We start from the raw sequence: 22,406 nt of genomic DNA, 5'->3' as shown, positions 1-22,406 counted from the left end.
CCCTACAGCGGTCCGTCCGGCCGCCGCCCGTTGGTCAGCGCCTCGACCTGCGCCGCGGTGAACGGCGGATCGAGCAGGTCTTCGCGCAGGGCGTGGCAGCGGAACATGTCCGCGATGTAGTGCATGCGGTCCGGCAGATCGGCCCAGTCGCGCGCGGCCGTCCCGAGCACGCTGTCCGCGGTCGGGTCGACGACTTTCAGCAACGCCAGCAGGTCCGGGTCGGCCAGCTCCGCGAGCAGCGGCGGGAACGTCGCGGGCAGGTCCTCGCTCAGGTCGAGCAGTTCGCCGCCGGGCAGCGCCAGCGTCATCAGGTGCTCGGTGACCGCCCGACGGACCAGCACACGCACCTGGTCGGCCAGGTGCTCGCTCGCGATGCGCACGGCGGTCCGCCTGCCGACCACGGTCAGCCACACCAGGCGCAGCCACCTGACCACCCGGTTGCCCGGCAGGAGCAGGTCGAACAGGCGCCGTTCGAGGTCACGGGGATCGACCACCGGTGCTTCCAGAGCGGCGGCGATCTCCGGCTGCAGCCGCGTCTGCTCGTGCAGGCCGACCTCGATGTTGGCCAGCAGCAACAGTTCCGCCCGCCGCTTCGGGTCGGTGGTGCGCATCGCACGGTGGTACCGCGCGAAGGCCTGCCGGAGATAGCGCTGCCCCTCCGGCGGCTCACCGGGCCGCAACGCGTCGCAGAACTGCGCGATCCACCGCTCGTCGTCCTCGTACTCGGCGAGGAACCGGGCGAACTCCCGCGCGATCTCCTCGAAGACCTTGAGGTTGCCCCGCGCCGACGCGGCACTCACGTCGTCGAGCCGCGCGGTCGTCACCACGGCCTGCCGCACCAGCTCGTGCGCACGGTCCACGTCCTTCCGCGCGACAGCCCGTCGCAGACCGCGCGCCACCAGGCCGACCCCGGCAGCCACCTCGGGCGAGGACTTGAGCAGCCGCTCCACCGCGTGCGCCAGATCCTCCTGCCGAATGGTCTGCCCCACCTGCTTGGACGCCCACACCGCGAAGGTGCACCAGTTCGCGCCGCCACCCGTGCGGTCGGCCAGCGCCCGTGACAACCGGTGGTAGCAGTGGGTGATCTGCAAGTTCCGAACGACGGGGTCGGTGTTCGCCGCGATCCGTTCGACCTCGTGCACATCCGCACCGGATCTGCTCATGACGCCGCCTCTCCTCACCCTGGTGACATCTACTGGATCGTCCCCAGCACGGAGAACGTGACGCAGTTGGCCACAGTCCGGCGCCAGTTCCTGCATGATTCGCGCTGTGCGGGCACATGTCTCCCTGGTGGCAGCCATCGCCGCTGCCGCATCACTCATCACGATGAGCACGAGCGGTACGCCGACCGCCGCGGCCGGCACCGGTTCGGAGAGCAAGGTCACAGATCCGGTGCCGCTGCTGGAACTCTCGACCGCGGGCGACCAGGGCATGTTCTGGACGTTGTCCCAGGCGGAGATGCAGTCGGCGGTCAGCCGGTACGGCATGCGGGTGCGAGCCGACGCGCGGGTGGGCTACCTGCGCCGCCAGCCCTTCTCCGGTTCGCAGCCGATCTTCCGGCTGCGCAAGCAGGGCCAGAGCGCCTACCTGCTCACCGCGTCGACGTCCGAACGGGACCAGCTCACCACCGGAGCCAATCCGCCGTTCCTCAACGAGGGCGTGGTGGGCCACGCGTTCGCGGCTTCGCAGCCGGGCACGGAGATCCTCTACCGCGTGCGCAAGGAGGGCCTGGCCAACTCCTGGCGCCCGGTGCTGGCCTCACGCCTGGAGGAGATGCGCGCGCTCGGCTGGGACAAGGTCGACGGCCCGCTGGGTCACGTGCACCCGAGGTGGATCCGCGCCGGAGCGATCTACTTCGGCACGTTCGACGCCAACGGCAACCGCGCGATGATGGACCGCATCGAGCAGTACTACGGCCCGGAGGCCAAGGACGACTGGTGGGGCGGCGTCCGGCACGCCCACGACGGCCACCCCAAAGCGGTCGGCCACTGGCCGGGCGAGGACTTCTCCCACCTGAAGCCGTCGATCGGCTACTACGACGACTCGAAGCCCGAAACCCTGGAACGCCAGATCACCCAGGCGTCCGGCGCGGGCCTGGACCACTTCGCCTTCTACTGGTACTGGAACCCCGGCGCCGCCACCGAGCAGTACGCCGCGGGCTTGCGCGCGTTCCTCGCCGCCCGCAACCGGGCCGCCATGAAGTTCACGGTGCTGCCCTGCATCCACCCCTGGAACGGCGGCGCCGGCGGTACGTTGCGCATGCCGTCCGACCAGATCGGCCAGGCCGCCGACGTCCTCGTGAACGACTACCTGAGCCAGCCGAACATCCTGCGCGCCAACGACGGCCGCCCGCTCCTGCAGCTGTGCGACGTGCGCGGCATCGGCAAGCCCAACGGCGGCCCCGTCGACAACACGATCAACGCCGAGGCGGTCCGCCAGTTCTCCGACGCGATCAGGGACCGGGCCAGGACGAGGCTCGGCGAGGACGTCCTGATCGTGCTGACCACCGACAACGGTGTCCCCAAGCCGGAACTGGGCCTCGACGGCAGCTACTGCCCCGGCCGGTGGGACTACGCCACGGGCTCGTACGAGAACTACGTGACCGCGGAACGCCGCTGGTTCGCCACCATCCCCGGCAGCCTGATCCGGTGCGCCACCTCGGACTTCGACGAACGCCCGCGCATCGGCATCAGCATCGCGGACCCGGTGCAGCCGGAGGACAGCCCGGAAGAGGCGAAAGCGAAGCTGCACAAGAGCTTCAGGTGGTACGAGGACCAGTCACGAGCCGCCTTCACCAGGCTGCTCGCTGACATCAGAGCCGACGTCGACGCCTCCACCCGTCCATCTACTGTGGACAACTTCGTGCTGCTCTACGCCTGGAACGAGTGGCACGAAGGCGGCGTGATCGAACCGAACGAGCGCGACGGCTGCGCGTATCTCGACGCCGTCCGGGCCGAGCTGCGGCTCAGCAACGGCAGCGGGTGCGTGCCGTGAGCCGCCGCCTGGCGGTCACGCTCACATCCCAGCGCTTGGAGGGCTGAAGACCGCCCGCACGGCAGCATCGTCACCTTCGACGTCGACGAGTCCGGTGGTGTTGTCCAGGGAGAGCACACCCGCGGCCAGCCCGAGCACGATCGAGGCGTCGGCACGCAGCACGGCGTCGAGCTCGCGGCCGTCGTGCGGACTCACCTCCACGCCCGAGCGCGTCATCCGCACCTGGAGCAGGTCGCCGTCGACGTCGATGCCCACCGTCGACGACCGCCGTGCCCTCTTCCTGCCGGCGAACAGCGCCCGGAGGGCGACGACGAGCCACCCGGCGCTGAAGTGATCGCCTCCGGGCCCGCGTGTCATGAGCGGGGTCGACCAGCGGATGAGGCTTTCGACCGGCTCACGCAGCTCGGCACCCCAGGGGGTGAGGGCGTAGGTGATGGCGTTGCCCTGCTCGGCCAGGCGGCGCTCGACCACGCCGGCGGCCTCGAGGTCGCGGAGGCGGTCGGCGAGCAGGTTGGTGGCCATGCCGGGGAGCCCGTCCTGCAGCTCGCGGTAGCGGGCGGGCGCGATGAGGAGCTGGCGGACGATGAGCAGGTTCCACCTGTCGCCCACGACGTCGAGCGCGCGGGCGAGCCCGCAGTACTGGCCGTAGCTTCGACTCACGCGTTCACTTTACAATCTCAAGCTCGCCTGAAAACATCCAGCACGCTGTGGGAGCGCGCCGATGACGAAGACCACCTGCCCAGACGTTCTCACCCAGGCCCGCACGGCGTTGCGGGACATCGTCCCCGGCCTCGTCGCGCTGGTGCGGAGAATCCCGGACGCCCACTCCGGTTCGGTCGGCACGTGGACGGTGGGCGACGTCGCGGCTCACCTGTCCCACGTCTTCCGCTTCGACACCGACGCCATCGCGGGCAGGCCGGTGCCGGAAGCCGTCGTGACGTCGGAGGGAATGGCCGAGGTCAACGCCAAGGCGCTGACCGAGGACGGCGAACGGGCCCCGGCCGCGCTCGCAGATCGCATCAGCGCGCTGGCGAAGGAGTTCGACGACGTCGCATCGCGTCCACGGCCAGGCAGCGCCGACTGGCTGCAGGGCGTGCGCCTGCCACCGTCCGCAGTGGCGTGTCATCTGCTCGTGGAGTGCCTGATCCACGGTCACGACATCGCCGGCGCCATCGGACACCCGTGGTCGATACCGCGCCACCACGCCCTGCTGGCCGTCGAGGGCGGCGTGCTCCCGCTCATCTCGGCTCTTCCGCCCACCGCTTTCGTGGATCAGGAGGCCGGCCCCTTCCGGGCTCGCATCGCACTGCACCTGCGCGGAGGCGGCAGCACGGTGATGGTCTTCGACCGCGGTTCGCTGGCGCTCGACCCGGCGGGCGCAGGTGACGTCGACGCCCACATCTCCGCCGACCCCGCAGCTCTCATGCTGGTGTTCATCGGCCGCCGGGGAATTGGCGCGCCGCTGCTCGGCGGGAAGCTCGCCGCCTGGGGTCTTCGGCCGTGGAAGCTCGCCCGCATGCTCACCGTGATCAAGGCCCCGTAGCACGAACAGCACGTCCCTCCAAACCGGACAAGTCCTCGTCCCGGCAGGTCCGGCCGACTGGCGGGGTCGAGTCCAGCCGGGTGACGGGTTGTTCCGGACGTCCGGCAGCTGGGCGCAGCGCGAAGAGCCCACAACACTGGGCACGGCACTCGCCCAGTTGCCGGACCGGAAGACCTCGCCGAGGAACGCATGCTCAGCTCCCTGGACCTGTCGCTGATCAACGGGCCGATCCCCGCCACGGCGACCGTTGCCGGTGTGCTGGCACTGGCAGCTCTGACGATCCGGAGAAACCGTTCGTGGTGGACCCGAACCGTGCCGATGGTGGTGGTGGCCTGCGCGGTGTCGGTGGCCGCGCTGAAGTTGGTGGTCGACCACGTGTGGAAGCCGTGGCCGGAGCCGCTGCCCGCGGTCCTCACCGGGTGGGCCGGCGCGACGCTGCTCGCGGTGTGCCTGGCGGTCGCACGGCTGCGGTCCGCACGGTGGTGCTCGCGGGTGCTGAGCGCGGTGCTGGTGCTGGTCGTCACGGCGAGCGCGGTAGCGGCGGCGAACGCGTACTTCGGTTTCTACCCCACCTCACGCGCGGTGCTCGAGCTGTTCACGAACAACCGGGTCGACCTCGACGAGGCCGCGAAGCCGGCGTCCAGCGTGATGCCCGCGGGGAGCAGGCTCGCCGACGTCTGGCACAAGCCAGCGGACCTTCCGGAGAAGGGCACGGTCTCGGAGGCCGAGATTCCCGGCGTGTTCAAGGCGCGTCCGGCGTGGATCTACCTGCCACCCGCCTACGCCGCGACGCCCCGCCCGCGGTTGCCCGTCGTGGTGCTGCTGCCGGGCCAGCCCGGCTCACCGCGTGACTGGTTCGACGCGGGACGGCTCTCCGAACGGCTCGACGAGTTCGCGCGCGAGCACCAAGGCCTCGCGCCGATCGTGGTCGTGGCCGACCAGCTCGGCGCGCGCATGGCGAACCCGCTGTGCCTGGACTCGAAGCTGGGCCAGTCGGAGACGTACCTGGCCCGCGAGGTACCCGAGTGGATCAAGCGTCGGCTGACCGTCGACGAACGCCGCGAGGCCTGGACCATCGCGGGTTTCTCCCAGGGCGGCACCTGCGCTCTTCAACTCGCCGTGCGCGCGCCGGACGTGTACGGCAACTTCATCGACCTCACCGGCCAGCGCGAGCCCTCACTCGGTTCACGCGCCGACACCGTCAAGGCCGCGTTCGGCGGCGACGAAAACGCGTTCGTGCGGGTCAACCCGATGGACGTCCTTGCCCGCCAACAGTTTCCGCAGACGGCCGGCGTGATCGTCGCGGGACGGGACGACCTGCTCTACCGCCAGGCGAACGCCGAGGTGTTCGAGGCCTGCCGCAGGGCAGGGATGGACGTGCGGTGGAAGGAACTGCCGGGAGCGCACGACTGGAACGTCTGGCGACCAGGCCTCTACGACTCCCTGCCGTGGCTCGCCGCGCGAACGGGCCTGAGCGGATGACCGCGGTGACCACGAGGAAACGAGAGCGATGAGCACACAGATGGACCGGATCACCAGGCTGATCGGCAGGCTGTTCCGGACCGCTCCGCTGACGTGCGTCTTCCTCATCGCGTTCTGGACCGTCGGCGCGCTGACCGGTCCGGACGACGAGCTGCTGGAGCACATCGGCTCCGGCATCGGAAGTCCTTTGTGGACGGCATTTACCTCCGCGCTGTGGGCCATGGACCTCTCGGGTTACGTGGCAACCACCGCGCTGCTGCTCGTCTTCGGAACGCTGGCGGAACGCGAGCTCGGCACGCTGCGCACCGCGGCGATCTTCCTCGCCTCCCACGTGATCGGTGTGTTCCTGGGACACGGGGTGGTGCTGCTCGGCAGCGTCCTTGGCTGGTCCTGGCTCGCCTCGCTCACGGGCGCGGTCGCGGCCGGCCCGTCGATCGGCGGGGTGGGACTCGCGCTGGCGCTGACGTTCCGGATGCCGGTGCTGTGGCGGCGCCGCGTCCGGCTCATCACCGTCCTGGCACTGCTGGTGCTCACGTTGTACTCGGGCTGGCTGGAGGACCTGCTGAGGCTGACCGGTGGCGTGGCCGGACTGCTGATCGGTGTGTTCTTCCTGCGCGGCGACGAAGCCCGCACGCCGGGAACCCTGACGGAGAAGCGGGTCCTCGTCGGTCTTCTGGTGGCGGCGTCGGCGCTCGGACCGGTGGTGGCGATGATGTCGCCGTCCCCGAACGGCCCGCTGTCGTGGTTCTCCGACGTGGTGGCCGTCGCCCAGCCGGCGCAGGAGGACGTGGACCTCGCGTGCGCCTCGGACGCGGTCGAACAATGCCGCACGATGCTGATCCAGCTGTCCTACGGACGGTTCCCGGCGCTGGTGATGTCGTTGCTGCCGGCGTTGCTGCTGCTGGTGCTCGCGGAAGGGCTGCGGCGCGGACGACGGTTCGCCTGGTGGTCGGCGCTGGGCTGCACCGCGGCGTACGCGGCGGTCACCGGGTGGTACGTCGTGGAGGCCGCGCGGTTCCCGGACGTCGGTGACCTGGAGGTCGGTTTCTCCTACGGTGTGCCGATCCTGGCGCCGCTCGCCATCGCCGTCGTGCTGCTGCTGACGCGCAAGTACTTCACCGTGCGGCTGCCTCGGCACGCCATCCGGAAGTTCTGGCGGTTCACCCTCGGCAGCATCGGTCTGCTGTCCGCGCTGTACGTGTTCGGCGGCTACCTGGTGCGCGACCAGTTCTCACCGGAGCCGGGATTCGCGCAGCTCCTCGCGGACCTGCCGGCGCGGTTCCTGCCGCCGGGCTACCTCGGGCTGACACCGCTGCGGTTCAAGGCGAACGGGTTCGCCGGCACGCTGCTGTTCGAGTACACCGGCGTGGTGTTCTGGCTGATCGTGCTGGCAGGTCTGCTGATGGCCTCGTGGCGCGCGTGGCCGTCGTCGTCGGAGAAAGAAGCGGCCCGTGCCCGCGAACTGATGCGGCAGCACGGAGGTTCGTCGTTGTCGTACATGACGACCTGGCGCGGCAACCAGTACTGGTTCACCCCGGACGGCCAGACCGTGATCGCGTACCGGGTGGTGGCCACGATCGCGCTGACCGTCAGCGACCCGATCGGGCCCGCGCGGCTCGACGCGGTCCGCGGCTTCGCCGAGTTCTGCCAGGAGAACGGCTGGACGCCGTGCCTGTACAGCATTGGCGCCGAGACCAGGGACGAGGTCGCCTCGCTCGGCTGGCCGGCGGTGCAGGTCGCCGAGGACACCGTGATCGAGCTCGGCTCGCTGGCCTTCACCGGCAAGAAGTGGCAGGACGTGCGCACCGCGCTGAACAAGGCGGCCAAGGAAGGCATCACCGCCGAGTGGTGCACCTACGCCGAAGCGCCGTTCGCGATCACCGACCAGATCCGGTCGATCTCCGCGGAGTGGGTGGCGGACAAGGGTTTGCCCGAGATGGGCTTCACGCTCGGCGGCCTCGACGAGCTCACCGGCGACGGCGTGCGCTGCCTGCTCGCGATCGACGCCGACCGCACCGTGCACGGCGTCACGAGCTGGCTACCGGTGTACGCCGACGGCGAGGTCGTCGGCTACACGCTCGACTTCATGCGCCGCCGCGCCAACGGTTTCCGCGGCACGATGGAGTTCCTGATCGCCTCGGCGGCCCTGGAGCTGAAGGCCGAGGGAGTCCGGTTCCTGAGCCTGTCCGGTGCACCGCTCGCCCGGCTGGACCGGGGCGAACGCCCTCGCCTGCTGCAGCGGGTGCTGGACGTCACCGGACAGGTGATGGAACCGGTCTACGGGTTCCGCTCGCTGTTCGCGTTCAAGGCGAAGTTCCAGCCGACCTGCCGGCCGCTGTACCTGGCCTACCCGGACGCGGCCGCGCTGCCCCGCATCGCCAACGCGGTCAGCCGCGCCTACCTGCCGCACGTGACGCCGCGCCAGGGCTTCCGCCTGGCCGCCAAGATGATCGCCCGGTCGTGATCGACCACAGTGGACCGACCCGGCCGGCTCACCGGATCCGGCCGGTCGGCGGGGTCGGTACCGCGACCTGACGGATGTCCCGCCGCCCAGCCGCACCGCGAAAGTCGACGTATGACGAAGACTCCACCCCCGCAGGACACCTCGGCTGCGCCGGAGACATCGCCTCCTGGGCCGCAGCCGGACCCCGCTCCGTCGACGGCACGGCTGGTCGGGGTGGACCTGGCCCGCGCGCTGGCCGTCTTCGGGATGTACGTCGTGCACCTCGGTCCCTCGGCGGCCAACGCGGACGGCGTCGGCGCCGTGGTGCGGCACCTGGTGGAAGGCCGCTCAGCAGCCCTCTTCGCCACTCTCGCCGGGTTCTCCCTGATGCTCATCGCGGGCCGCCTGGAACCGAAGACCGGCCTGGCCGGCCGGCAGGCCAAAGCCAGGATCGCGATCCGGGCCGTGATCCTGCTGGCGCTCGGCACGGTGATGGCGATGGCCTACGGCGGCGTGGTGATCCTCGCCTTCTACGGCCTGTACTTCCTGCTGGCTCTGCCGCTGGTGCGACTGAGCGCCAGGACGCTCGCGATCATCGCGGCCGGCCTCGCCGTCGTCATGCCACCACTCGCTTTCGCCCTCCGCTCGCTGCTCACCGAGGACATCACGGCGGCTCTCAAGGCCTACGACCCGCTTGACCGCATCGGCGGCGTGGGCGTGCTGGACCTCCTGCTCACCGGCTTCTACCCGGCGATCACCTGGATGGCGTTCGTCATCGCCGGCATGGCACTGGGACGGCTGGACCTGACGTCCGGCAACGTCCGCCGGCGGCTGGCCGTGGTCGGTCCCGCCCTCGTCGTGTTCGCCTACGGCACCTCCTGGCTGCTGTCCCAGCTGATCGACGGCGTCCGCGAAGCCGCGGAGATGCAGAGCGCCGCGGGCCCGGGCTCCGGCTCCGGCTTGAAGGACTTGGGCTCCGCCGGCGACATGATGCCGCCCGACGCCGTCGGATCTGCCTGGTCGCTGCTGACGGCGGGACCGCACAGCGGAATGACGTTCGACATCATCGGCTGCGTGGGAGTCGCGATCACCGTGATCGTGTTGGCGATGGCGGCGGTCGACCGCCTGCCGCTGCTGCGCCGCCTGGCCGCACCGATCATCACGGTGGGCACGATGTCGCTGACCGCCTACGTCGGCCACTTCGTGCTGTCGTCCCAGATGGCCGTGCCCGCCGGGACGGAGTCGCAGTCGTCCTGGACGCCGGTGCTCGTCTTCATCTTCGGGGCCGTGGTGTTCGCCTGGATCTGGTCCCGCTTCTTCCGCAGGGGACCGCTGGAGTACCTGCTCAACCTCGCCACCACACCGGCGAAGCACCTCCGCTGAGACCTTCCGGCTAACGCCCGTACGCGGCCATGAACATGTCCAGCAACGCGTCGACGGCCTTCTCGTCGGGAAGGCGCGTCGACAGCAGGTGGCGGTAGTACAACGCGCCGCACAGGACTTCGGCCGGGAACGTCAGGTCGACGCCGGCCACGAGCTCCCCGGCCAGCTGGGCCCTGACGATCCTGGCGAGCGTGCGTTCCTCGACGGTGCGGAGGAACCGGTCGTACAGCGTGGCCCTGAGGGTTTCGTCCCCTTGGGCTTCCGCGATCAGCGCGCGGTAGACGGGCCCGATCGGCGGCGCGGCGAGTGCGGGGACCGACCGCAGGAATTGCTCGCGCAGGTCGGCGCGGACGTCGCCGGTGTCGCGGTAGTCGAGGTCCGTGGTCCACACGCGGCTGAGCGCGTCCAGCAGCAGCGCCGCCATCGACGGCCAGCGCCGGTAGATCGTGTGCTTCCCAACACCTGCCGCGCGTGCGACGGCCTCGATGCTCAGCCCGGCGTAGCCGCTCTCGGTGGCGAGCTCGAGGGTCACCCTGAGCAGCTCGTCGGTGCGGGCGGCGCCTCGCCGCCGCGGTTCCTCGGCCATGTCCCGAGCCTATCGGCACGCACCGTGCCATTGACAGCCCGCCGACCGCCCGATGATTATTACGCTTATCGGCACGCACCGTGCCGAAAAGCCTGAGGAGGATTCACATGAGCACCTTCACGGCCGAAGAGCGCGCCGCGATGAAGGAGCACGCCAAGGAGCTGAAGGCCGCCACCCGGCGCGCCTCCCTGGCGGACAAGGCCGCGCAGGCCGAGCGGGACGTCCTCGCGAAGATCGCCGAGATGGCCCCGGCGGACCTCGTGCTGGCCGAGCGCGTCCACGCCGTCGTCACGGCCACCGCACCGGCTCTGGAGCCGAAGCTGTGGTACGGCATGCCGTCCTACGCCCGCGACGGCAAGGTCGTCTGCTTCTTCCAGAGCGCGGAGAAGTTCAAGTCGCGCTACGCGACGTTGGGCTTCAGCGACCAGGCCGCCCTGGACGACGGCCAGATGTGGCCGACGGCCTTCGCGCTGACCGACGTGACACCCGCCGTGGAGAAGAGAATCGCCACACTGGTGGCGCAAGCGATGCGGTGAACGGCGCCGGGCTCGTACACCGCCGTACGAGCCCGGCCTACCGTCACAGCGTGCTCCGTCAGCTCAACGGCACCGGCACTTCGATGCCCGGTTCGATGCGGGTGCCGGCACTGTTGAGAACTCCGGCCAGCATCGCGTAGTGGCCGGAGAGAGTCGTCCCCTGCGCTTCGGGCAGCGAACGATCACGCACCACGGCGTCGACGGCGTCCAGGAGATCGGCATCCGGACCCGGCCCTCGCTGAGGTCGTCGGAGGTGACCCGGCGGAACTCCTCCGTGGAAATCCCGCAGGCCTGGCCGATTTTCGTGTGGTGGGCCCATTCGCAGGTGCTGCGGCACCGCCAGGAGGTGCGGAGGGTGACCAGTTCCCGTTCGCGGGCCGGGAGAATCCCGTCGGTGAGGAAACCGGGGCCGAACGGCTGGTAGCGCGAGCGCCGGGTGGTGCAGGATCGTGAGGCCGACGTTCACGGCCCCGCCGGTCACCTCGCCGAGCTGGTCGAGCGCTTCCGGGCGCCGTCGACCGGTGCGGCCGCGCTGTCGCGGCCACGCGTGTGGTCCCCCGTCTCACGGGGTTTTGCTCGGCTGGCGAGCAGGTATCGCCGCGCAGAGGGCGGCCAGGTCGCGGCCTGCGCTGTGGACTGTCGCGTCAGGACGGACGACCGCGGCGTGGGCGAAGCCGCGGCGCAGCCAGTGGTGCAGGGGACTTCCCGGCCGGGCCACCACGAGCACGGCTCCGCGTCGTTCGATGTCCGCGCGCTGGGCGGGTGCCGGCTCGGTGGTGCTGATGAGGGCGAACCGGCCCGCTGTCACGTCGTCGAGACGGCGGCCGCCACCGACGGGTGCGTTGGGGCATTGCCGCCCGGCCAGGGAGTGCCCCAGCCGCGGGCGCACGACCAGAGCGGAGCGGTGCAGGGCCGGGGTTTCGGTGGCGAGCACGCGCTTGCGCAGGCCGGGCACGAGGTGCAGGCGCGGTGCGGCGACGCGGCGGAGGAGGTTGCCGAGTTCGCCGCCTTCTGTCATCGCGGTGCCGATCAGCTTGGCGAGCCGGATCATGGCGGTGGCGTGGGGTTTGCGTTCTGCCTCGTAGCTGCCGAGGACGGTGTCCGCGAGCGTCCCGTCCAGCACGCCGGCGAGCTTCCAGGCGAGGTTCACGGCGTCGCGCATCCCGGCGCCCATGCCCTGCCCGATGAACGGCGGGGTGAGGTGGGCGGCGTCGCCCAGCAGGAAGACCCGCCGATCGCGCCAGCGGTCGGCGACCTGGGCGCGGAAGGTGTACTCGGCGACGCGGACGATCTCGAACCGGTCGGCAGGCGCCTCCCCCGTCCACGGCTTGATCAACGGGAGCAGCGCGGCCGGTTCGCGGTAGTCGTCTGCGGTTTCGCCGTCGGTCAGCTGGAATTCCCAGCGGTAGCGGTTCTCGCCGACGCGCATGTAGGTGGCGGCCCGGACCGGATCGGAGACCTGGTGCACCCCTTCCCAGGCGCCGAGCTCGACGTCGGTGCGGATGTCGACGACGAGCCAGCGCTGGGTGAACCCGAGGTCGCGCATGACGGCGCCGATCGAGGTCCGGGTCAGGCTGTTCGCTCCGTCGCAGCCGAGCACGTACTGCGCGCGCACCGAGTCCGGCCGTCCGGCCGAGTCGGTGAACGCGACTCGCACACCGTCGAACTCCGGGGCGAGTGAGGTCACTTCGACACCGCCGCGCATCGTGGCCGCGCGGTGCCGCTCGAGTCCCTTGCGCAGGAGCGCTTCCAGTTCGGGTTGGTCGAACATGCTGGCCTCGGGGTAGCCGTGCCTGCCGTTCGCCGCGTCGCGCTGGAACTCCGCGAGCACGCGCATGTCCCGGTCCACGAGCCGCAAACCGTTGCAGCGCCAGGAGATCTGCGAGAACTCCTGGTAGAGGCCGAGCCGGCCGAGCACGCGGCAGATCTCGTCGTCGAGGTGGACGGCGCGTGGCTGCGGGTAGATCGTCTCCCACCGGTCGAGCACGAGGGACTCGATGCCGTACTGGGCCAGCAAAGTGGCGGCGGTGAGGCCGGTCGGGCCCGCGCCGATGATCACCACGGGAACGTCGGTCACGAGGCACCCGCCAGGCGCCAGCCGATCGCGTAGCGACCGAGGACCGCCTTGCTCGCCGGCTCGTCGGCGTCGTCCGAGGTCCGCACCGCCGCGATGACCGAGCCCTCGTCGATCTCGGCTTCGACGTCGAGCACGCCGGGCACGCCGGCCAGCGCTTCGATGAGCTCGCGGCGGGTGGCGTCGGCGCGCAAGGCGACCTTGTACGGCTTGCCGAGGTCGGTGAGCGGCAGGGCGTCGAGCACCGTGACAGGTACCTCGCCGGAGTGGACGTCCGGCCGGCCCACCGCACCGGCGGCGGTGACCGCGGGGTGGGCGAGCAGGGCGTCCTCGACGAGCGCGGGGTCGATGTTGTGGCCACCGCGGATGATGAGGTCCTTGGCGCGGCCGGCGAGGTGGACGAACCCGTCGGGGTCGAGGCCGTCGAGGACGTGCCCGTGCACTGCTTCGATCGCGGCGATGTCGGTGGGGGCGGAGTACTCCGGCCACAGCAGGTTTCCGGTCATCGGGCGTGCCTCACCACCGTGCGCTGGGTGCCCAGGTCGATCGCGCCGTCGTCGGTGGCCACGGTGGCCTCGATGACGTCGCCGTCCTGGAGGTAGCGGGGATTCCGTTGCTGGCCGCGGAAGAACAGCTTCCACTTGAGCGCCGGTGGCAGGAGAGAACCGATGATCTCCACCGGCTTGGGCGGGGCGGACAACGCCGTGCCGACGGGGGTGCCGGTCAGGACGAGGTCGCCCGGATCGAGCCGTTGGAAGCGGGTGAGGGCACGGAGGGCCTCGGCCGGCTGGTAGATCATGTCGGCGACCGACTGGTTCTGGCGGGTTTCGCCGTTGACGGTCAGCGTCAACCGCAGATCGGTGAACCGCTTGAGCTCGTCGGCGTCGAGCAGGACCAGCGCAGGCCCGGTGGGGGTGAACGTCGGGTAGGACTTGGCCTCATAGAACTGGGTCTGGGGCAGCTGGATGTCGCGCGCGGAGATGTCGTTGGTCACGACGAGACCCGCGACGTACCCGGAGACGTCCTCGCCGATCTCCGTGCCGACCGGGATCTCCGCGCCGATGAGGAGGCCGATCTCGACTTCGTAGTCCAGCAGCCGCACGTGGGCGGGCCGCACCACGTCGTCGTGCGGACCGCTGATCGAGCCGGACGACTTGCGGAAGAACGTCAGCGGCACGGTGTCCGGGTTCCCGCCGGTGTCCTTGACGTGCGAGGCGAAGTTGGTCATCTGGGCGACCAGCCGGCACGGGGCGGTGACCGGCGAGACGAGGTCGAGGGTCGCCACGTCGACCGTGGGCCCGCTCGCCGCCGCAACGTCGAGGGCTTCCCGGTCGGCCAGCAGTTGTGCGGTGGTCGTGGCGTCGGTGGCGACCTCGGCCGCCCCTGCCGGGGTGGCCACCCACCAGGCGTCGGCGGTGCGCAGGACGGAAATGCTCATGACACAGCTACTTTCAGCAGGCCGCGAAGGCGGTCGAAGTCGAACTCGTTCTCCTCGCGCAGCGCGTCGATGACGGCGCGCAGCTCACTGAACGCCTCCCGGCCGGGTCTGACGCCGAGGAAGTCCTTGGTGGCGGGCGGCCCCCACTGGGCGAGCCCCGACGCGGTCATCGGCGCCCAGCCCGGCTCCAGCGAGCAGTCGAACATGTCGCCGTCGCTGAAGTGCTCGACGAGGAACCCGTCGGGGTCGCGCCAGTAGTCGAACAGCTGGCTGCCCTGGACGTGCCGGCCGATGCCCCACGACCGCCGGTAGCCCTGGTCGAGCAGGTACTCGCCGCCGGCGGCGAGCGAATCGAGGTCGGGCACCTGGTAGGCCGAGTGCACGTACCGGTTCGCCGGTCCGAGCACCAGCGCGAGGGTGTGGTGATCGGTGGGGGTGTCGCCGCGGTCGCAGCGGATGAAGCTCATCACCGGTCCCCGTGCGCGCCGGCCCGGGTAGTAGAGGAAGTCGCTCACGATCAGGCCGAGGTGGCTGAGGTACCAGTCGAGCGTTTCGCGGTATTTCGTCGTCTGCAGCACGACGTGACCGAGCCGCTGCACCCTGACCGGCTCCCGCCGCGGCCGCTGGGTGGCGTTCACCCGCCTGACGTCGTGCCCGAAGTTCAAGGTCAGCGGCTCCTGCCCCGGCAACGCCGGGAGTTCGTGCGTGCCGGACACGACCCGCACTCGGGCGCCGCTCGGGTCGTGCAGGTCCGCGGTGACCCCGCCGAGGCTCTCCGGCAGGCGCGTCACCTGGCGCCCGGTCGCGTCCGCCAGGCGAAGCACGTCCGCCGGGTCAGCGGCCAGGAACGCCGGTCCGGTGAACCGCGACCGCGAGCCGCGCCGGATCAGCACGCAGGGCGCACCAGGGTCGGTGCCGCGCAACTGCAGCTCGTCCGCGGTGCGCAGCGACGTGGTGAAACCGAAGGCGTGCGCGAACAGTTCCGCCTTGCCCAGGTCCGGCTTCTCGAACTCCAGCCACGCCAGGTCGTGCACCTTGATGACCGGATTGCCCGCCCTCCCCGGATGTTCCCCTGGCAACGCGCCCTGCTCGCTGTGCAGGTCAGCGTGGTGATCGATCATCGCCCCTCCCTTCTAGTTGACGATATCGTCACTTACGACCGTATCGTCAGTCAAGCGACTCTGACGATTTCCTCAGTTCTGTGACGATCAGCTAAGGTGAGGGCATGGCCGAGCAGGTGACCGGCGACCGGTTGACGCGACGCAAGGCGCGCACCCGTGCCGCGCTGCTCCAGGCAGCCCAGACCTTCATCGCGGCCGGGAACACGAACGTCCCGATCCTGGAGATCACGCAGGCCGCCGACGTCGGAATGGGCTCGTTCTACAACCACTTCGAGAGCAAGGAGCAGCTCTACCAGGCCGCCGTGGAGGACGCGCTCGACCGCTACGGCGCCTTGCTCGACGAACTGACCGCAGAGCTGGACGACCCGGCGCTGGCGTTCGCGCAGAGCTTCCGGCTGAGCGGCCGCCTGCACCGCCTGCAACCCGAGCTGAGCCGTGTGCTGCTGAACAACGAACTCAGCCTGGCAACGTCCGAACGCGGGCTGGCACCCAGAGCCCGCCGCGACATCGAGGCCGCCGTCGAAGCGGGCCGATTCACCGTGCGCGACCCCGAACTCGCCATGGTCACCGCGGCCGGCGCGATGCTGTGCCTCGGCCGGCTGCTGCACGACCAGCCCGACCGTGACGCCGCCGCGGCGACCGACCAGGTCACCGAGGATCTCCTGCGCATGTTCGGCCTGTCCGCCGACGAAGCTCGCGAACTGTGCCGACGCCCCTTGCCCGACTCCGGCGCGTAGCTCAGGTCGCCCTCGACACGAACCCGTCCGACGCACCTTCGCTGACCTGCCGACGAGCCGGCTCCGTTGCCGGGCTGCACCAAGCTCGGCTGGGCGTCACGCTCGCACACAACATCGATCCGGTCGTGGTCGCCGGCGGCGGCGACACGGCGGGTATGCGTTCTACTTCCTCGTCGAATTCTTCGTCGACACCGTGAAGGTTCTGGGCCGCCCGGAGTAAACCCGCCGATGGGCGTGAAGGACATCCCATATCACCGTGCGATCAGGTCGCGATCCAGCTGAACCCGTTGCACGCCTGCTCCAGCAACAAAATCCATGTCGCACCCGAAGCCAGACAACAACTCCACGACAATCGGCCGGGGTCCGGGTGCGAAGCCCGCCGGGCGGTTTCTGGGGGTTGCACCCCCAGAAAACACAACGGAGCGAGCAGGTTCGCGCTTTCCGCGAACACAACTCGCTCCGAGTGGAGTGAACCTTGCGGGGACTTACTCCAACATCTGTCGCGAAGGCGCGCAGCGCCTGAGCCCGCGGGGGTCTGGGGGTCGTCCCCCAGAAGATACTGCGGAACGCAAAAAGGCTCGCGCTCTTTGCGAGCACGAGCCTTCGATGCGTGGAGCTGAGGGGACTCGAACCCCTGACCCTCACACTGCCAGTGTGATGCGCTACCAGCTGCGCCACAGCCCCTTGAAGGTCCACGTTCCCGGGAGGTTTCCCTTCCGTTCTCGTGTGGCAATACCGTACATCAAGAGGTCCACGAGATAAAAATCGGGGGTACCCAAAGCGCATTCGGCCTGGTAGGACCGGGTGATGACCGCCGGAGCGCCGTTCGACCCCAAGATCGAGTGCATGGACCCCGAGGCACGCCGCGAGCTGCAGGAACAGCGGTTGCAGGGGCTCGTTGATCGTCTTCTCGGCACCGACAACTTCCAGGGGCGGAGGCTCCGGGAAATTGGAGTGATGCGCGGCACAGAGGTGCGGCTCGACGACATCCACCTGTTGCCGACGATCAGCAAGCAGGACCTGTGGGACCACTACCCCTTCGGGCTGCGGATCGCGGCCGAGGAGGACGTCGTCTGCGTACACGGGTCGTCGGGGACCGGTGGGCGGCCCACCTTGATTCCGTACACGGCCGGCGACGTCGAGATCTGGGCCGAGGTGATGGCCAGGGCGTTGAAGGGGGCCGGGGCCACCGAGAGGTCGGTCGTCCACAACGCTTACGGCTACGGGCTTTTCACGGGCGGCCTCGGTGTGCACCACGGTGGGCTGAGACTGCGGGCCACCGTCATCCCCATGTCGGGCGGCATGACGGAGCGGCAGGTGAGGCTCATCAACGACTTGAGGCCGGACGTGCTCTGTTGCACGCCGTCGTACGCGCTGCGCCTGGCGGAGGACCTCGGCGAGGACAACAGCATCCAGGTCGGCGTCTTCGGCGCTGAGCCGTGGACCGAGGAGATGCGGCAGGAGATCGAGCGGAGGCTCGGGATCAGGGCGTTGGACATCTACGGACTGTCCGAAGTGATCGGTCCTGGGGTGGCGTGCGAATCCCTTGACTCCGAAGGGCTTCTCAACATCGCGGAGGATCACTTCTACCCCGAGACGTTGGACGGCGAGCTCGTCTTCAGCACGCTCACCAAGACGGGCATGCCGCTTCTGCGGTACCGCACCGGGGACGTGGCGACGTTGCACGAGCCGGCAGGTGAGCGGACTCTCCGGCGCATGAGCAAGCTCAAGGGGCGCAAGGACGACATGCTCGTCATCCGCGGTGTGAACGTGTTCCCGACGGAGATCGAGGCGGTCGTGCTGGAGCACGCGAGCCCGCACTACCTGATCGTCGAGGATCGCAGGACGACCACGGCGCAGCTGCACGTGGCGGTCGAGTCCACACAGGACATCGGGAACACGTTGACGCACAAGCTCAAGGAGCGCCTGGGCGTCACGTGCCGGGTGCACGTGCTGGAGCCCGGCAAGCTGCCGCGCACCGAGGTGGGCAAAGCACAGCGCCTGGCCCGGTGGACTCAGGGCCAGGCGCCGATCGACGGGCTCACTTAGTCAGGTCGGAGAGCCAGTTCTTGTTGTCGAGGTCGATGAGCTTGCCACCGGAGGCGACGCTGGGCGTGCCGCGGAAGCGGCCCGTCTCGGGGTCCTTCAACACCGGGTCGTTGCTCGTCTTCGACATCAGTTCGTCCAGCTGGGACTTGTAGGTCTGGTTCTGCACGCAGGCCTCGAAACCGGCGGACGTGACGCCGACGTCCTTGCCCAGCTTGATGAGCTGGTCCTTGGTGTAGCCCGCTTCGCCTTCCTCTGGCTGCTTGGCGAACAGCGCCGCGTGGTAGGCGTTGAACTTGCCGTCGTCGGCCACGCACAGGGCGGCGTTGGCCGAGTCGGTCGAGTAGCCCTCCGGCTTCGAGAGGCGGTTCAGCATCGGCAGGATGTGGTAGCGGACCTTCACCTTGCCGTCTTCCACGGCCTTCTTGATGTCGGTGCCGTAGGTCTTCTCGAACGTGCCGCAGATCGGGCACAGGAAGTCCTCGTACACGTCGACCGTCACGGTGGCGGTGTCCTTGCCCACCAGCACCGTGTTGCCGTCACGGACCGCCGGGGCCGAGATCACGTGGTCGGCCGGGGCCAGCGGGATTCCGTCCGCCGTGGACGTCGAGGGCTTCATCTGCTGGAACACGACGTAGCCGATGACCGCGACGGCGAGCACCGCCACGACCGCGATGCCGGCGATCACCTTGGTTCGATCCCCGCCCGAGGTCCGGGCCTGGGCCACCGCACGCGCGGCCTGCTTCTTCTTCCGCGCACTGCGCTCTGCACCACCCACGGCGACGAGGGTAGCGAGCCAAACTAAAAAGAAGCTGAGGGCGCAATCACGCTTCCGGGTGACGTGGCTTGCCTCCCACGCGCTCGCCCGTCGGGATCTCGGCACTTTCGTCCAGGCAGCCGCATTCCGGTGCGACGGCCACGGCCGTGTGCTCCTCCTCATGTGTGGGCAGGGTCTCGGGGGAAACGAGCCAGAAAGCGACGGACAGCAGCAGCGCGGCACCCGTGATGGCGAACGACGCCTCGAAGCCGAACGAGTCGGCCAGCAGGCCGGCGCACATCGGGCCGATGATCGCGCCCAGATCGGTCACCATCTGGAAGCCCGCCAGGACGGGGCCGCCCTTGCCGCGTGCGCCGATCACGTCAGCCACGACGGCGTTCTGCGGCGGGTTCAGCAGGCCCGCGCCCATGCCCGCGACCAACGACGCGGCCATGAACGTCCACACGTCGCCGGTGAAGCCCATCCAGACCGTGGCGAGGCCGCTGACGACGAGACCGGCGATCGCGACCGGCTTGCGGCCGCGGGTGTCGGCGATCTTGCCGGACAGGAACAGCATCGCCGCGTTGCCGCCGGCGAACACCGACATCGAGATGCCCGCCACGGCCGGGCTGTGCTTCAACGCCTCGATGACGAACACCGGCACCAACGAGATCCGCACGCCGAACACGGCCCAGCCGTTCGCGAACCCGGACGCCAGTGCAGCGCGGTAGGCGGGGTGCTGCACGGCCTGACGCACCGACATCGGCGTATCGCCGTTGGACTTGTCCAGCGCCGCGAGAGTTGACCTCCGCAAGAAGAACCAGACCACGAACGCCGCGAGGCACAGCATCACGCCGTACGACACGAACGGCACCCACAGCCCGAATGGCACGAGGCCGGCACCGACGATCGGGCCCGCCACGTTGCCCACGAGGAAGCCCGCGGCCCACAGCCCGGACGCCCGTCCACGCAGCGGCGCGGGGGTGATGCGAATCAACAGGCCAAGGGCGGCCACCGTGAACATCGTCGACCCGACACCGGCCAACGCGCGCCACGTCAGCATCTCGGCGTAGCTGCGCGAGAAACCGGACAACGCGGTGCCGAACGCCACGATCAGGATGCCGACGATGTACACCCGCGGTTCGCCGAACCGGTTGACCAGCTTGCCGCTCATCGGCGCGAACGCCAGCCGCACGAACGCAAAAGCGCTGATCAGAGCGGCAACCGCGGTGTGGCCGACGCCGAACGTGGACGCGTACACCGGCAACACGGGTGCCACGATCCCGAACCCGACGGCGATGATGAAGCTCGCCGCGACCAGAACCCACACCTCGACCGGTAACCGCTCGCGCACAAAGCCTCCCTTAGCCCTGCTAAGGATATGTCACGCGGCAACTAAATAACTCAGTCGAGCAGCTCATCCACTCTGCGTACATATGCCGTCACGGGATACGCCGCGACGAACCCGCACGCCTCGGCGAACCGCTCCCCCGGCCCCTCGTCGACCTGCGACGCGACCAAGGCAGCGCCACCAGAACGCAAGGCCGCAGCAGCAGACACCACCAACGACCGTCCAACGCCACGACGCCGCCGCGCCGGACGCACGACGCACTGCTCGACCAATCCCACACCGCGTTCGGCGAACCCCGACGCGAACCCACCGATCCGATCGCCGTCGTCCACCACCAGCACCAGGCACCGCGGATCGTCGAGCCGATGCCCGAGCCACCGCGCCAGCCGGTCCCGGTTGCCGACCAGTTCGTCCGACAGCAGCTCGACGATCCCCGGCAGGTCCGCGTCGACAGCCCGCCTGACCTCGGGTGCCACTGAAGCAGGCCCGCGATGAACCACGGTCAAGAGCTCCTCGACCGCGTACCAGCCGGAGTCGTCGGCGATGCCCTCGATCTCGTCCACGGTCGTCGGCGACGCGTACACCACCGCCTCGGCGCGCCCCACGTCCGCGAACGTCTGCTCGAGCTGCAGCAACGTCGACGCGACCTCGACCGACGACCCGTCCAGCGCGCAGCCGAAGTTGCCGGACGGGAGCGGGTTCTCCCGGTTGATCACCACCGCCGCGCACCCGACCCTGCCGACCTTGCCGTAGCGGACCGCACCGGACGCGAGCCGTGCCCCCTCGACCAGGATCGCGAGCGATCGTGCCTGGTACGGGTCCAGCAGCTCCGGGTCGTCCGGGTCGCGCAACGGGTCAACCAACTCGACGGCCTTTCCACTCGGCACCGGGACGCAGCGCGCAGTCCAGCAGGAACACCCCGATGGTCGCCCACGACAGCGGCGCCAGCACGGCAGAGACCTCCGGCGCACCGACCCGCCGCACGAACTCGCGGTGCGACACGGCCTGCGCGAACCACGCCAGCCACGACCACGGCGACCGCCACCGCAGCACCGGAATCAGCCCGTACGCGAGATGCAGCAACCCGGCGGCCACCAGCAACACGCGCCCCCACGGCCCGAACATCTCCCGCATCGACGGCTGGATGCTCTTGCGCAACGACCGCCACGTGTCGCCGAACGAATCCAGCCCCGAGGTGGTCAGCAGCGAAGTCGCGTCGATGAAACGCACGACCCCGCCGGAGTCCCTGATCAACGTCGCCAGCCCGACGTCGTCCGCGTGCGTCTCGGCCAGCGCCTCCCAGCCACCGGCGGCGAGGAACACCGATCGCCGCACCAGGATGCAGTGCCCCACTCCGAGCGCGGTCACGCCACGACCGTCCGGCGGCGATCCCTCGAACACCAGCGTGTTGAACGCGGGCAGCAGGAACCACCACGCCACTCCGTCTCCGCGCGCCGACGACGACACGAGGTCCGCACCCAGCTCGGCGGCAGAAGCCACCAGCCGCCCGGCCAGGTCGGGCGTGCACGTCACGTCCGCGTCCAGGAACAGCAGCCATTCCTCGTCTTGAGCAGCACCCACGCCCAGGTGCATCGCCGCGACCTTGCCCGCCCACCCCGCGGGCGGCCCGGACGACTGGATCACCTCAGCCCCGTGCGACCGGGCGACCGCGGCCGTCGCGTCCTCAGAGGCGTCGTCCACGACCACAACGCGCACACCCGGCTGACCGACCAACCCGGACAGCAACGACGGCAACGCGGCTTCCTCGTTGCGAGCAGGCACGACAGCCAGCACCGATGCGGCCTTCGACGAAGACGACACCGCTGGCACGTGCTTCCACTGCCCGATGGTCCGCGCGGACCGCACCACCGACAGCGCCCCAGAAAGTGCGACAGACACCACGCCCATCATCCCC

20 protein-coding genes, 1 tRNA gene and 1 pseudogene are annotated in these 22,406 nt (G+C 69.8%); 8 read left to right on the top strand and 14 right to left on the bottom strand.

Going from position 1 to position 22,406, the window contains the following annotated elements; all coding sequences use genetic code 11:
* Positions 1 to 2 precede the first annotated feature (2 nt).
* Positions 3 to 1,163 carry a hypothetical protein gene (locus tag IEZ09_RS23000; protein WP_189255804.1) on the bottom strand — a complete coding sequence of 387 codons (1,161 nt, stop codon included), beginning with the start codon at positions 1,161 to 1,163 and terminating at the stop codon, positions 3 to 5.
* 106 nt (positions 1,164 to 1,269) lie between these two features.
* On the opposite strand from IEZ09_RS23000, the gene IEZ09_RS22995 reads away from it, so the two are divergent.
* Positions 1,270 to 2,994 carry a glycoside hydrolase family 99-like domain-containing protein gene (locus tag IEZ09_RS22995; protein ID WP_189255803.1) on the top strand — a complete coding sequence of 575 codons (1,725 nt, stop codon included), beginning with the start codon at positions 1,270 to 1,272 and terminating at the stop codon, positions 2,992 to 2,994.
* Positions 2,995 to 3,015: 21 nt separating this feature from the next.
* Here the strand turns inward: IEZ09_RS22995 and IEZ09_RS22990 are convergent, their stop codons facing one another.
* The gene (locus IEZ09_RS22990; protein ID WP_189255802.1) at positions 3,016 to 3,654 is read right to left on the bottom strand and encodes a winged helix-turn-helix transcriptional regulator; all 639 of its coding nucleotides are present in this window, start codon (positions 3,652 to 3,654) and stop codon (positions 3,016 to 3,018) included.
* A gap of 61 nt (positions 3,655 to 3,715) precedes the next feature.
* On the opposite strand from IEZ09_RS22990, the gene IEZ09_RS22985 reads away from it, so the two are divergent.
* The 4 genes from IEZ09_RS22985 (at position 3,716) to IEZ09_RS22970 (ending at position 9,845) form a co-directional block, all read left to right on the top strand.
* Complete coding sequence (locus IEZ09_RS22985) at positions 3,716 to 4,537, top strand: maleylpyruvate isomerase N-terminal domain-containing protein (RefSeq protein ID WP_189255801.1); 822 nt, start codon at positions 3,716 to 3,718, stop codon at positions 4,535 to 4,537.
* Positions 4,538 to 4,726: 189 nt separating this feature from the next.
* A complete protein-coding gene (locus IEZ09_RS22980) occupies positions 4,727 to 6,019 on the top strand; it encodes an alpha/beta hydrolase (RefSeq protein WP_189255800.1) in 1,293 nt (430 codons plus the stop codon).
* Positions 6,020 to 6,047: 28 nt separating this feature from the next.
* Positions 6,048 to 8,483 (top strand): phosphatidylglycerol lysyltransferase domain-containing protein, encoded by a 2,436-nt coding sequence (locus tag IEZ09_RS22975; RefSeq protein ID WP_189255799.1) that lies wholly within the window; start codon positions 6,048 to 6,050, stop codon positions 8,481 to 8,483.
* Positions 8,484 to 8,594: 111 nt separating this feature from the next.
* Positions 8,595 to 9,845 (top strand): DUF418 domain-containing protein, encoded by a 1,251-nt coding sequence (locus IEZ09_RS22970; protein WP_189255798.1) that lies wholly within the window; start codon positions 8,595 to 8,597, stop codon positions 9,843 to 9,845.
* A 10-nt stretch (positions 9,846 to 9,855) separates the two neighbouring features.
* Here the strand turns inward: IEZ09_RS22970 and IEZ09_RS22965 are convergent, their stop codons facing one another.
* Positions 9,856 to 10,431 carry a TetR/AcrR family transcriptional regulator gene (locus IEZ09_RS22965; protein WP_189255797.1) on the bottom strand — a complete coding sequence of 192 codons (576 nt, stop codon included), beginning with the start codon at positions 10,429 to 10,431 and terminating at the stop codon, positions 9,856 to 9,858.
* Between the two features lie 107 nt (positions 10,432 to 10,538).
* Between IEZ09_RS22965 and IEZ09_RS22960 the strand changes: the two genes are divergently transcribed.
* Positions 10,539 to 10,967, top strand: a complete 429-nt coding sequence (locus tag IEZ09_RS22960; RefSeq protein WP_189255796.1) for an iron chaperone — start codon at positions 10,539 to 10,541, stop codon at positions 10,965 to 10,967.
* 58 nt (positions 10,968 to 11,025) lie between these two features.
* On the opposite strand, the gene IEZ09_RS47500 is transcribed toward IEZ09_RS22960, so the two are convergent.
* The 6 genes and pseudogenes from IEZ09_RS47500 to IEZ09_RS22935 all read right to left on the bottom strand — a co-directional run bounded on the left by IEZ09_RS47500 (position 11,026) and on the right by IEZ09_RS22935 (position 15,600).
* Positions 11,026 to 11,157, bottom strand: a complete 132-nt coding sequence (locus tag IEZ09_RS47500) for a hypothetical protein (RefSeq protein WP_268247643.1) — start codon at positions 11,155 to 11,157, stop codon at positions 11,026 to 11,028.
* A gap of 80 nt (positions 11,158 to 11,237) precedes the next feature.
* Positions 11,238 to 11,354 (bottom strand): annotated as a pseudogene (locus IEZ09_RS47955) (hypothetical protein); the annotation flags it as partial.
* A 175-nt stretch (positions 11,355 to 11,529) separates the two neighbouring features.
* Complete coding sequence (mhpA, locus tag IEZ09_RS22950) at positions 11,530 to 13,044, bottom strand: bifunctional 3-(3-hydroxy-phenyl)propionate/3-hydroxycinnamic acid hydroxylase MhpA (protein ID WP_189255795.1); 1,515 nt, start codon at positions 13,042 to 13,044, stop codon at positions 11,530 to 11,532.
* Complete coding sequence (locus IEZ09_RS22945) at positions 13,041 to 13,547, bottom strand: hypothetical protein (protein WP_229812857.1); 507 nt, start codon at positions 13,545 to 13,547, stop codon at positions 13,041 to 13,043. Before IEZ09_RS22945 ends, mhpA begins: the two co-directional genes overlap by 4 nt.
* Positions 13,544 to 14,479, bottom strand: coding sequence for a fumarylacetoacetate hydrolase family protein (locus IEZ09_RS22940; protein ID WP_189255794.1), 936 nt, complete (start codon positions 14,477 to 14,479; stop codon positions 13,544 to 13,546). Before IEZ09_RS22940 ends, IEZ09_RS22945 begins: the two co-directional genes overlap by 4 nt.
* Positions 14,476 to 15,600 carry a VOC family protein gene (locus IEZ09_RS22935; protein ID WP_189255793.1) on the bottom strand — a complete coding sequence of 375 codons (1,125 nt, stop codon included), beginning with the start codon at positions 15,598 to 15,600 and terminating at the stop codon, positions 14,476 to 14,478. Before IEZ09_RS22935 ends, IEZ09_RS22940 begins: the two co-directional genes overlap by 4 nt.
* 104 nt (positions 15,601 to 15,704) lie before the next feature.
* Between IEZ09_RS22935 and IEZ09_RS22930 the strand changes: the two genes are divergently transcribed.
* The gene (locus IEZ09_RS22930; RefSeq protein ID WP_189255792.1) at positions 15,705 to 16,337 is read left to right on the top strand and encodes a TetR/AcrR family transcriptional regulator; all 633 of its coding nucleotides are present in this window, start codon (positions 15,705 to 15,707) and stop codon (positions 16,335 to 16,337) included.
* 611 nt (positions 16,338 to 16,948) lie between these two features.
* On the opposite strand, the gene IEZ09_RS22925 is transcribed toward IEZ09_RS22930, so the two are convergent.
* A tRNA-Ala gene (locus tag IEZ09_RS22925) sits at positions 16,949 to 17,021 on the bottom strand.
* 123 nt (positions 17,022 to 17,144) lie between these two features.
* On the opposite strand from IEZ09_RS22925, the gene IEZ09_RS22920 reads away from it, so the two are divergent.
* The gene (locus tag IEZ09_RS22920; RefSeq protein ID WP_229812856.1) at positions 17,145 to 18,386 is read left to right on the top strand and encodes a phenylacetate--CoA ligase family protein; all 1,242 of its coding nucleotides are present in this window, start codon (positions 17,145 to 17,147) and stop codon (positions 18,384 to 18,386) included.
* Here the strand turns inward: IEZ09_RS22920 and IEZ09_RS22915 are convergent.
* From IEZ09_RS22915 to IEZ09_RS22900, 4 genes are read right to left on the bottom strand one after another with little or no spacing between them, the layout of a single operon-like run.
* Entirely contained in the window at positions 18,379 to 19,161 is a 783-nt protein-coding gene (locus tag IEZ09_RS22915) for a DsbA family protein (RefSeq protein ID WP_189255791.1), read from the bottom strand. The genes IEZ09_RS22920 and IEZ09_RS22915 overlap by 8 nt on opposite strands.
* Positions 19,162 to 19,207: 46 nt before the next feature.
* Positions 19,208 to 20,494, bottom strand: coding sequence for an MFS transporter (locus IEZ09_RS22910; RefSeq protein WP_189255790.1), 1,287 nt, complete (start codon positions 20,492 to 20,494; stop codon positions 19,208 to 19,210).
* A gap of 50 nt (positions 20,495 to 20,544) precedes the next feature.
* A complete protein-coding gene (locus tag IEZ09_RS22905) occupies positions 20,545 to 21,378 on the bottom strand; it encodes a GNAT family N-acetyltransferase (protein WP_229812855.1) in 834 nt (277 codons plus the stop codon).
* Positions 21,347 to 22,390 (bottom strand): glycosyltransferase family 2 protein, encoded by a 1,044-nt coding sequence (locus tag IEZ09_RS22900; RefSeq protein ID WP_189255789.1) that lies wholly within the window; start codon positions 22,388 to 22,390, stop codon positions 21,347 to 21,349. The genes IEZ09_RS22905 and IEZ09_RS22900 overlap by 32 nt, the downstream gene beginning before the upstream one ends.
* Positions 22,391 to 22,406: the final 16 nt, after the last annotated feature.

It is taken from the genome of Lentzea flava (assembly GCF_014648475.1).
Lineage (GTDB): Bacteria > Actinomycetota > Actinomycetes > Mycobacteriales > Pseudonocardiaceae > Lentzea > Lentzea flava.
This window is presented reverse-complemented; position numbering and strand designations above follow the sequence as displayed.

Coding starts and splice junctions, on each gene's coding strand:
- IEZ09_RS22930 (WP_189255792.1), top strand. CDS start 15,705: ATGGCCGAGCAGGTGACCGGCGACCGGTTGACGCGACGCAAGGCGCGC.
- IEZ09_RS22975 (WP_189255799.1), top strand. CDS start 6,048: ATGAGCACACAGATGGACCGGATCACCAGGCTGATCGGCAGGCTGTTC.
- IEZ09_RS22945 (WP_229812857.1), bottom strand. CDS start 13,547: ATGACCGGAAACCTGCTGTGGCCGGAGTACTCCGCCCCCACCGACATC.
- IEZ09_RS23000 (WP_189255804.1), bottom strand. CDS start 1,163: ATGAGCAGATCCGGTGCGGATGTGCACGAGGTCGAACGGATCGCGGCG.
- IEZ09_RS22985 (WP_189255801.1), top strand. CDS start 3,716: ATGACGAAGACCACCTGCCCAGACGTTCTCACCCAGGCCCGCACGGCG.
- IEZ09_RS22940 (WP_189255794.1), bottom strand. CDS start 14,479: ATGAGCATTTCCGTCCTGCGCACCGCCGACGCCTGGTGGGTGGCCACC.
- IEZ09_RS22980 (WP_189255800.1), top strand. CDS start 4,727: ATGCTCAGCTCCCTGGACCTGTCGCTGATCAACGGGCCGATCCCCGCC.
- IEZ09_RS22970 (WP_189255798.1), top strand. CDS start 8,595: ATGACGAAGACTCCACCCCCGCAGGACACCTCGGCTGCGCCGGAGACA.
- IEZ09_RS22960 (WP_189255796.1), top strand. CDS start 10,539: ATGAGCACCTTCACGGCCGAAGAGCGCGCCGCGATGAAGGAGCACGCC.
- IEZ09_RS22965 (WP_189255797.1), bottom strand. CDS start 10,431: ATGGCCGAGGAACCGCGGCGGCGAGGCGCCGCCCGCACCGACGAGCTG.
- IEZ09_RS22935 (WP_189255793.1), bottom strand. CDS start 15,600: ATGATCGATCACCACGCTGACCTGCACAGCGAGCAGGGCGCGTTGCCA.
- IEZ09_RS22920 (WP_229812856.1), top strand. CDS start 17,145: ATGACCGCCGGAGCGCCGTTCGACCCCAAGATCGAGTGCATGGACCCC.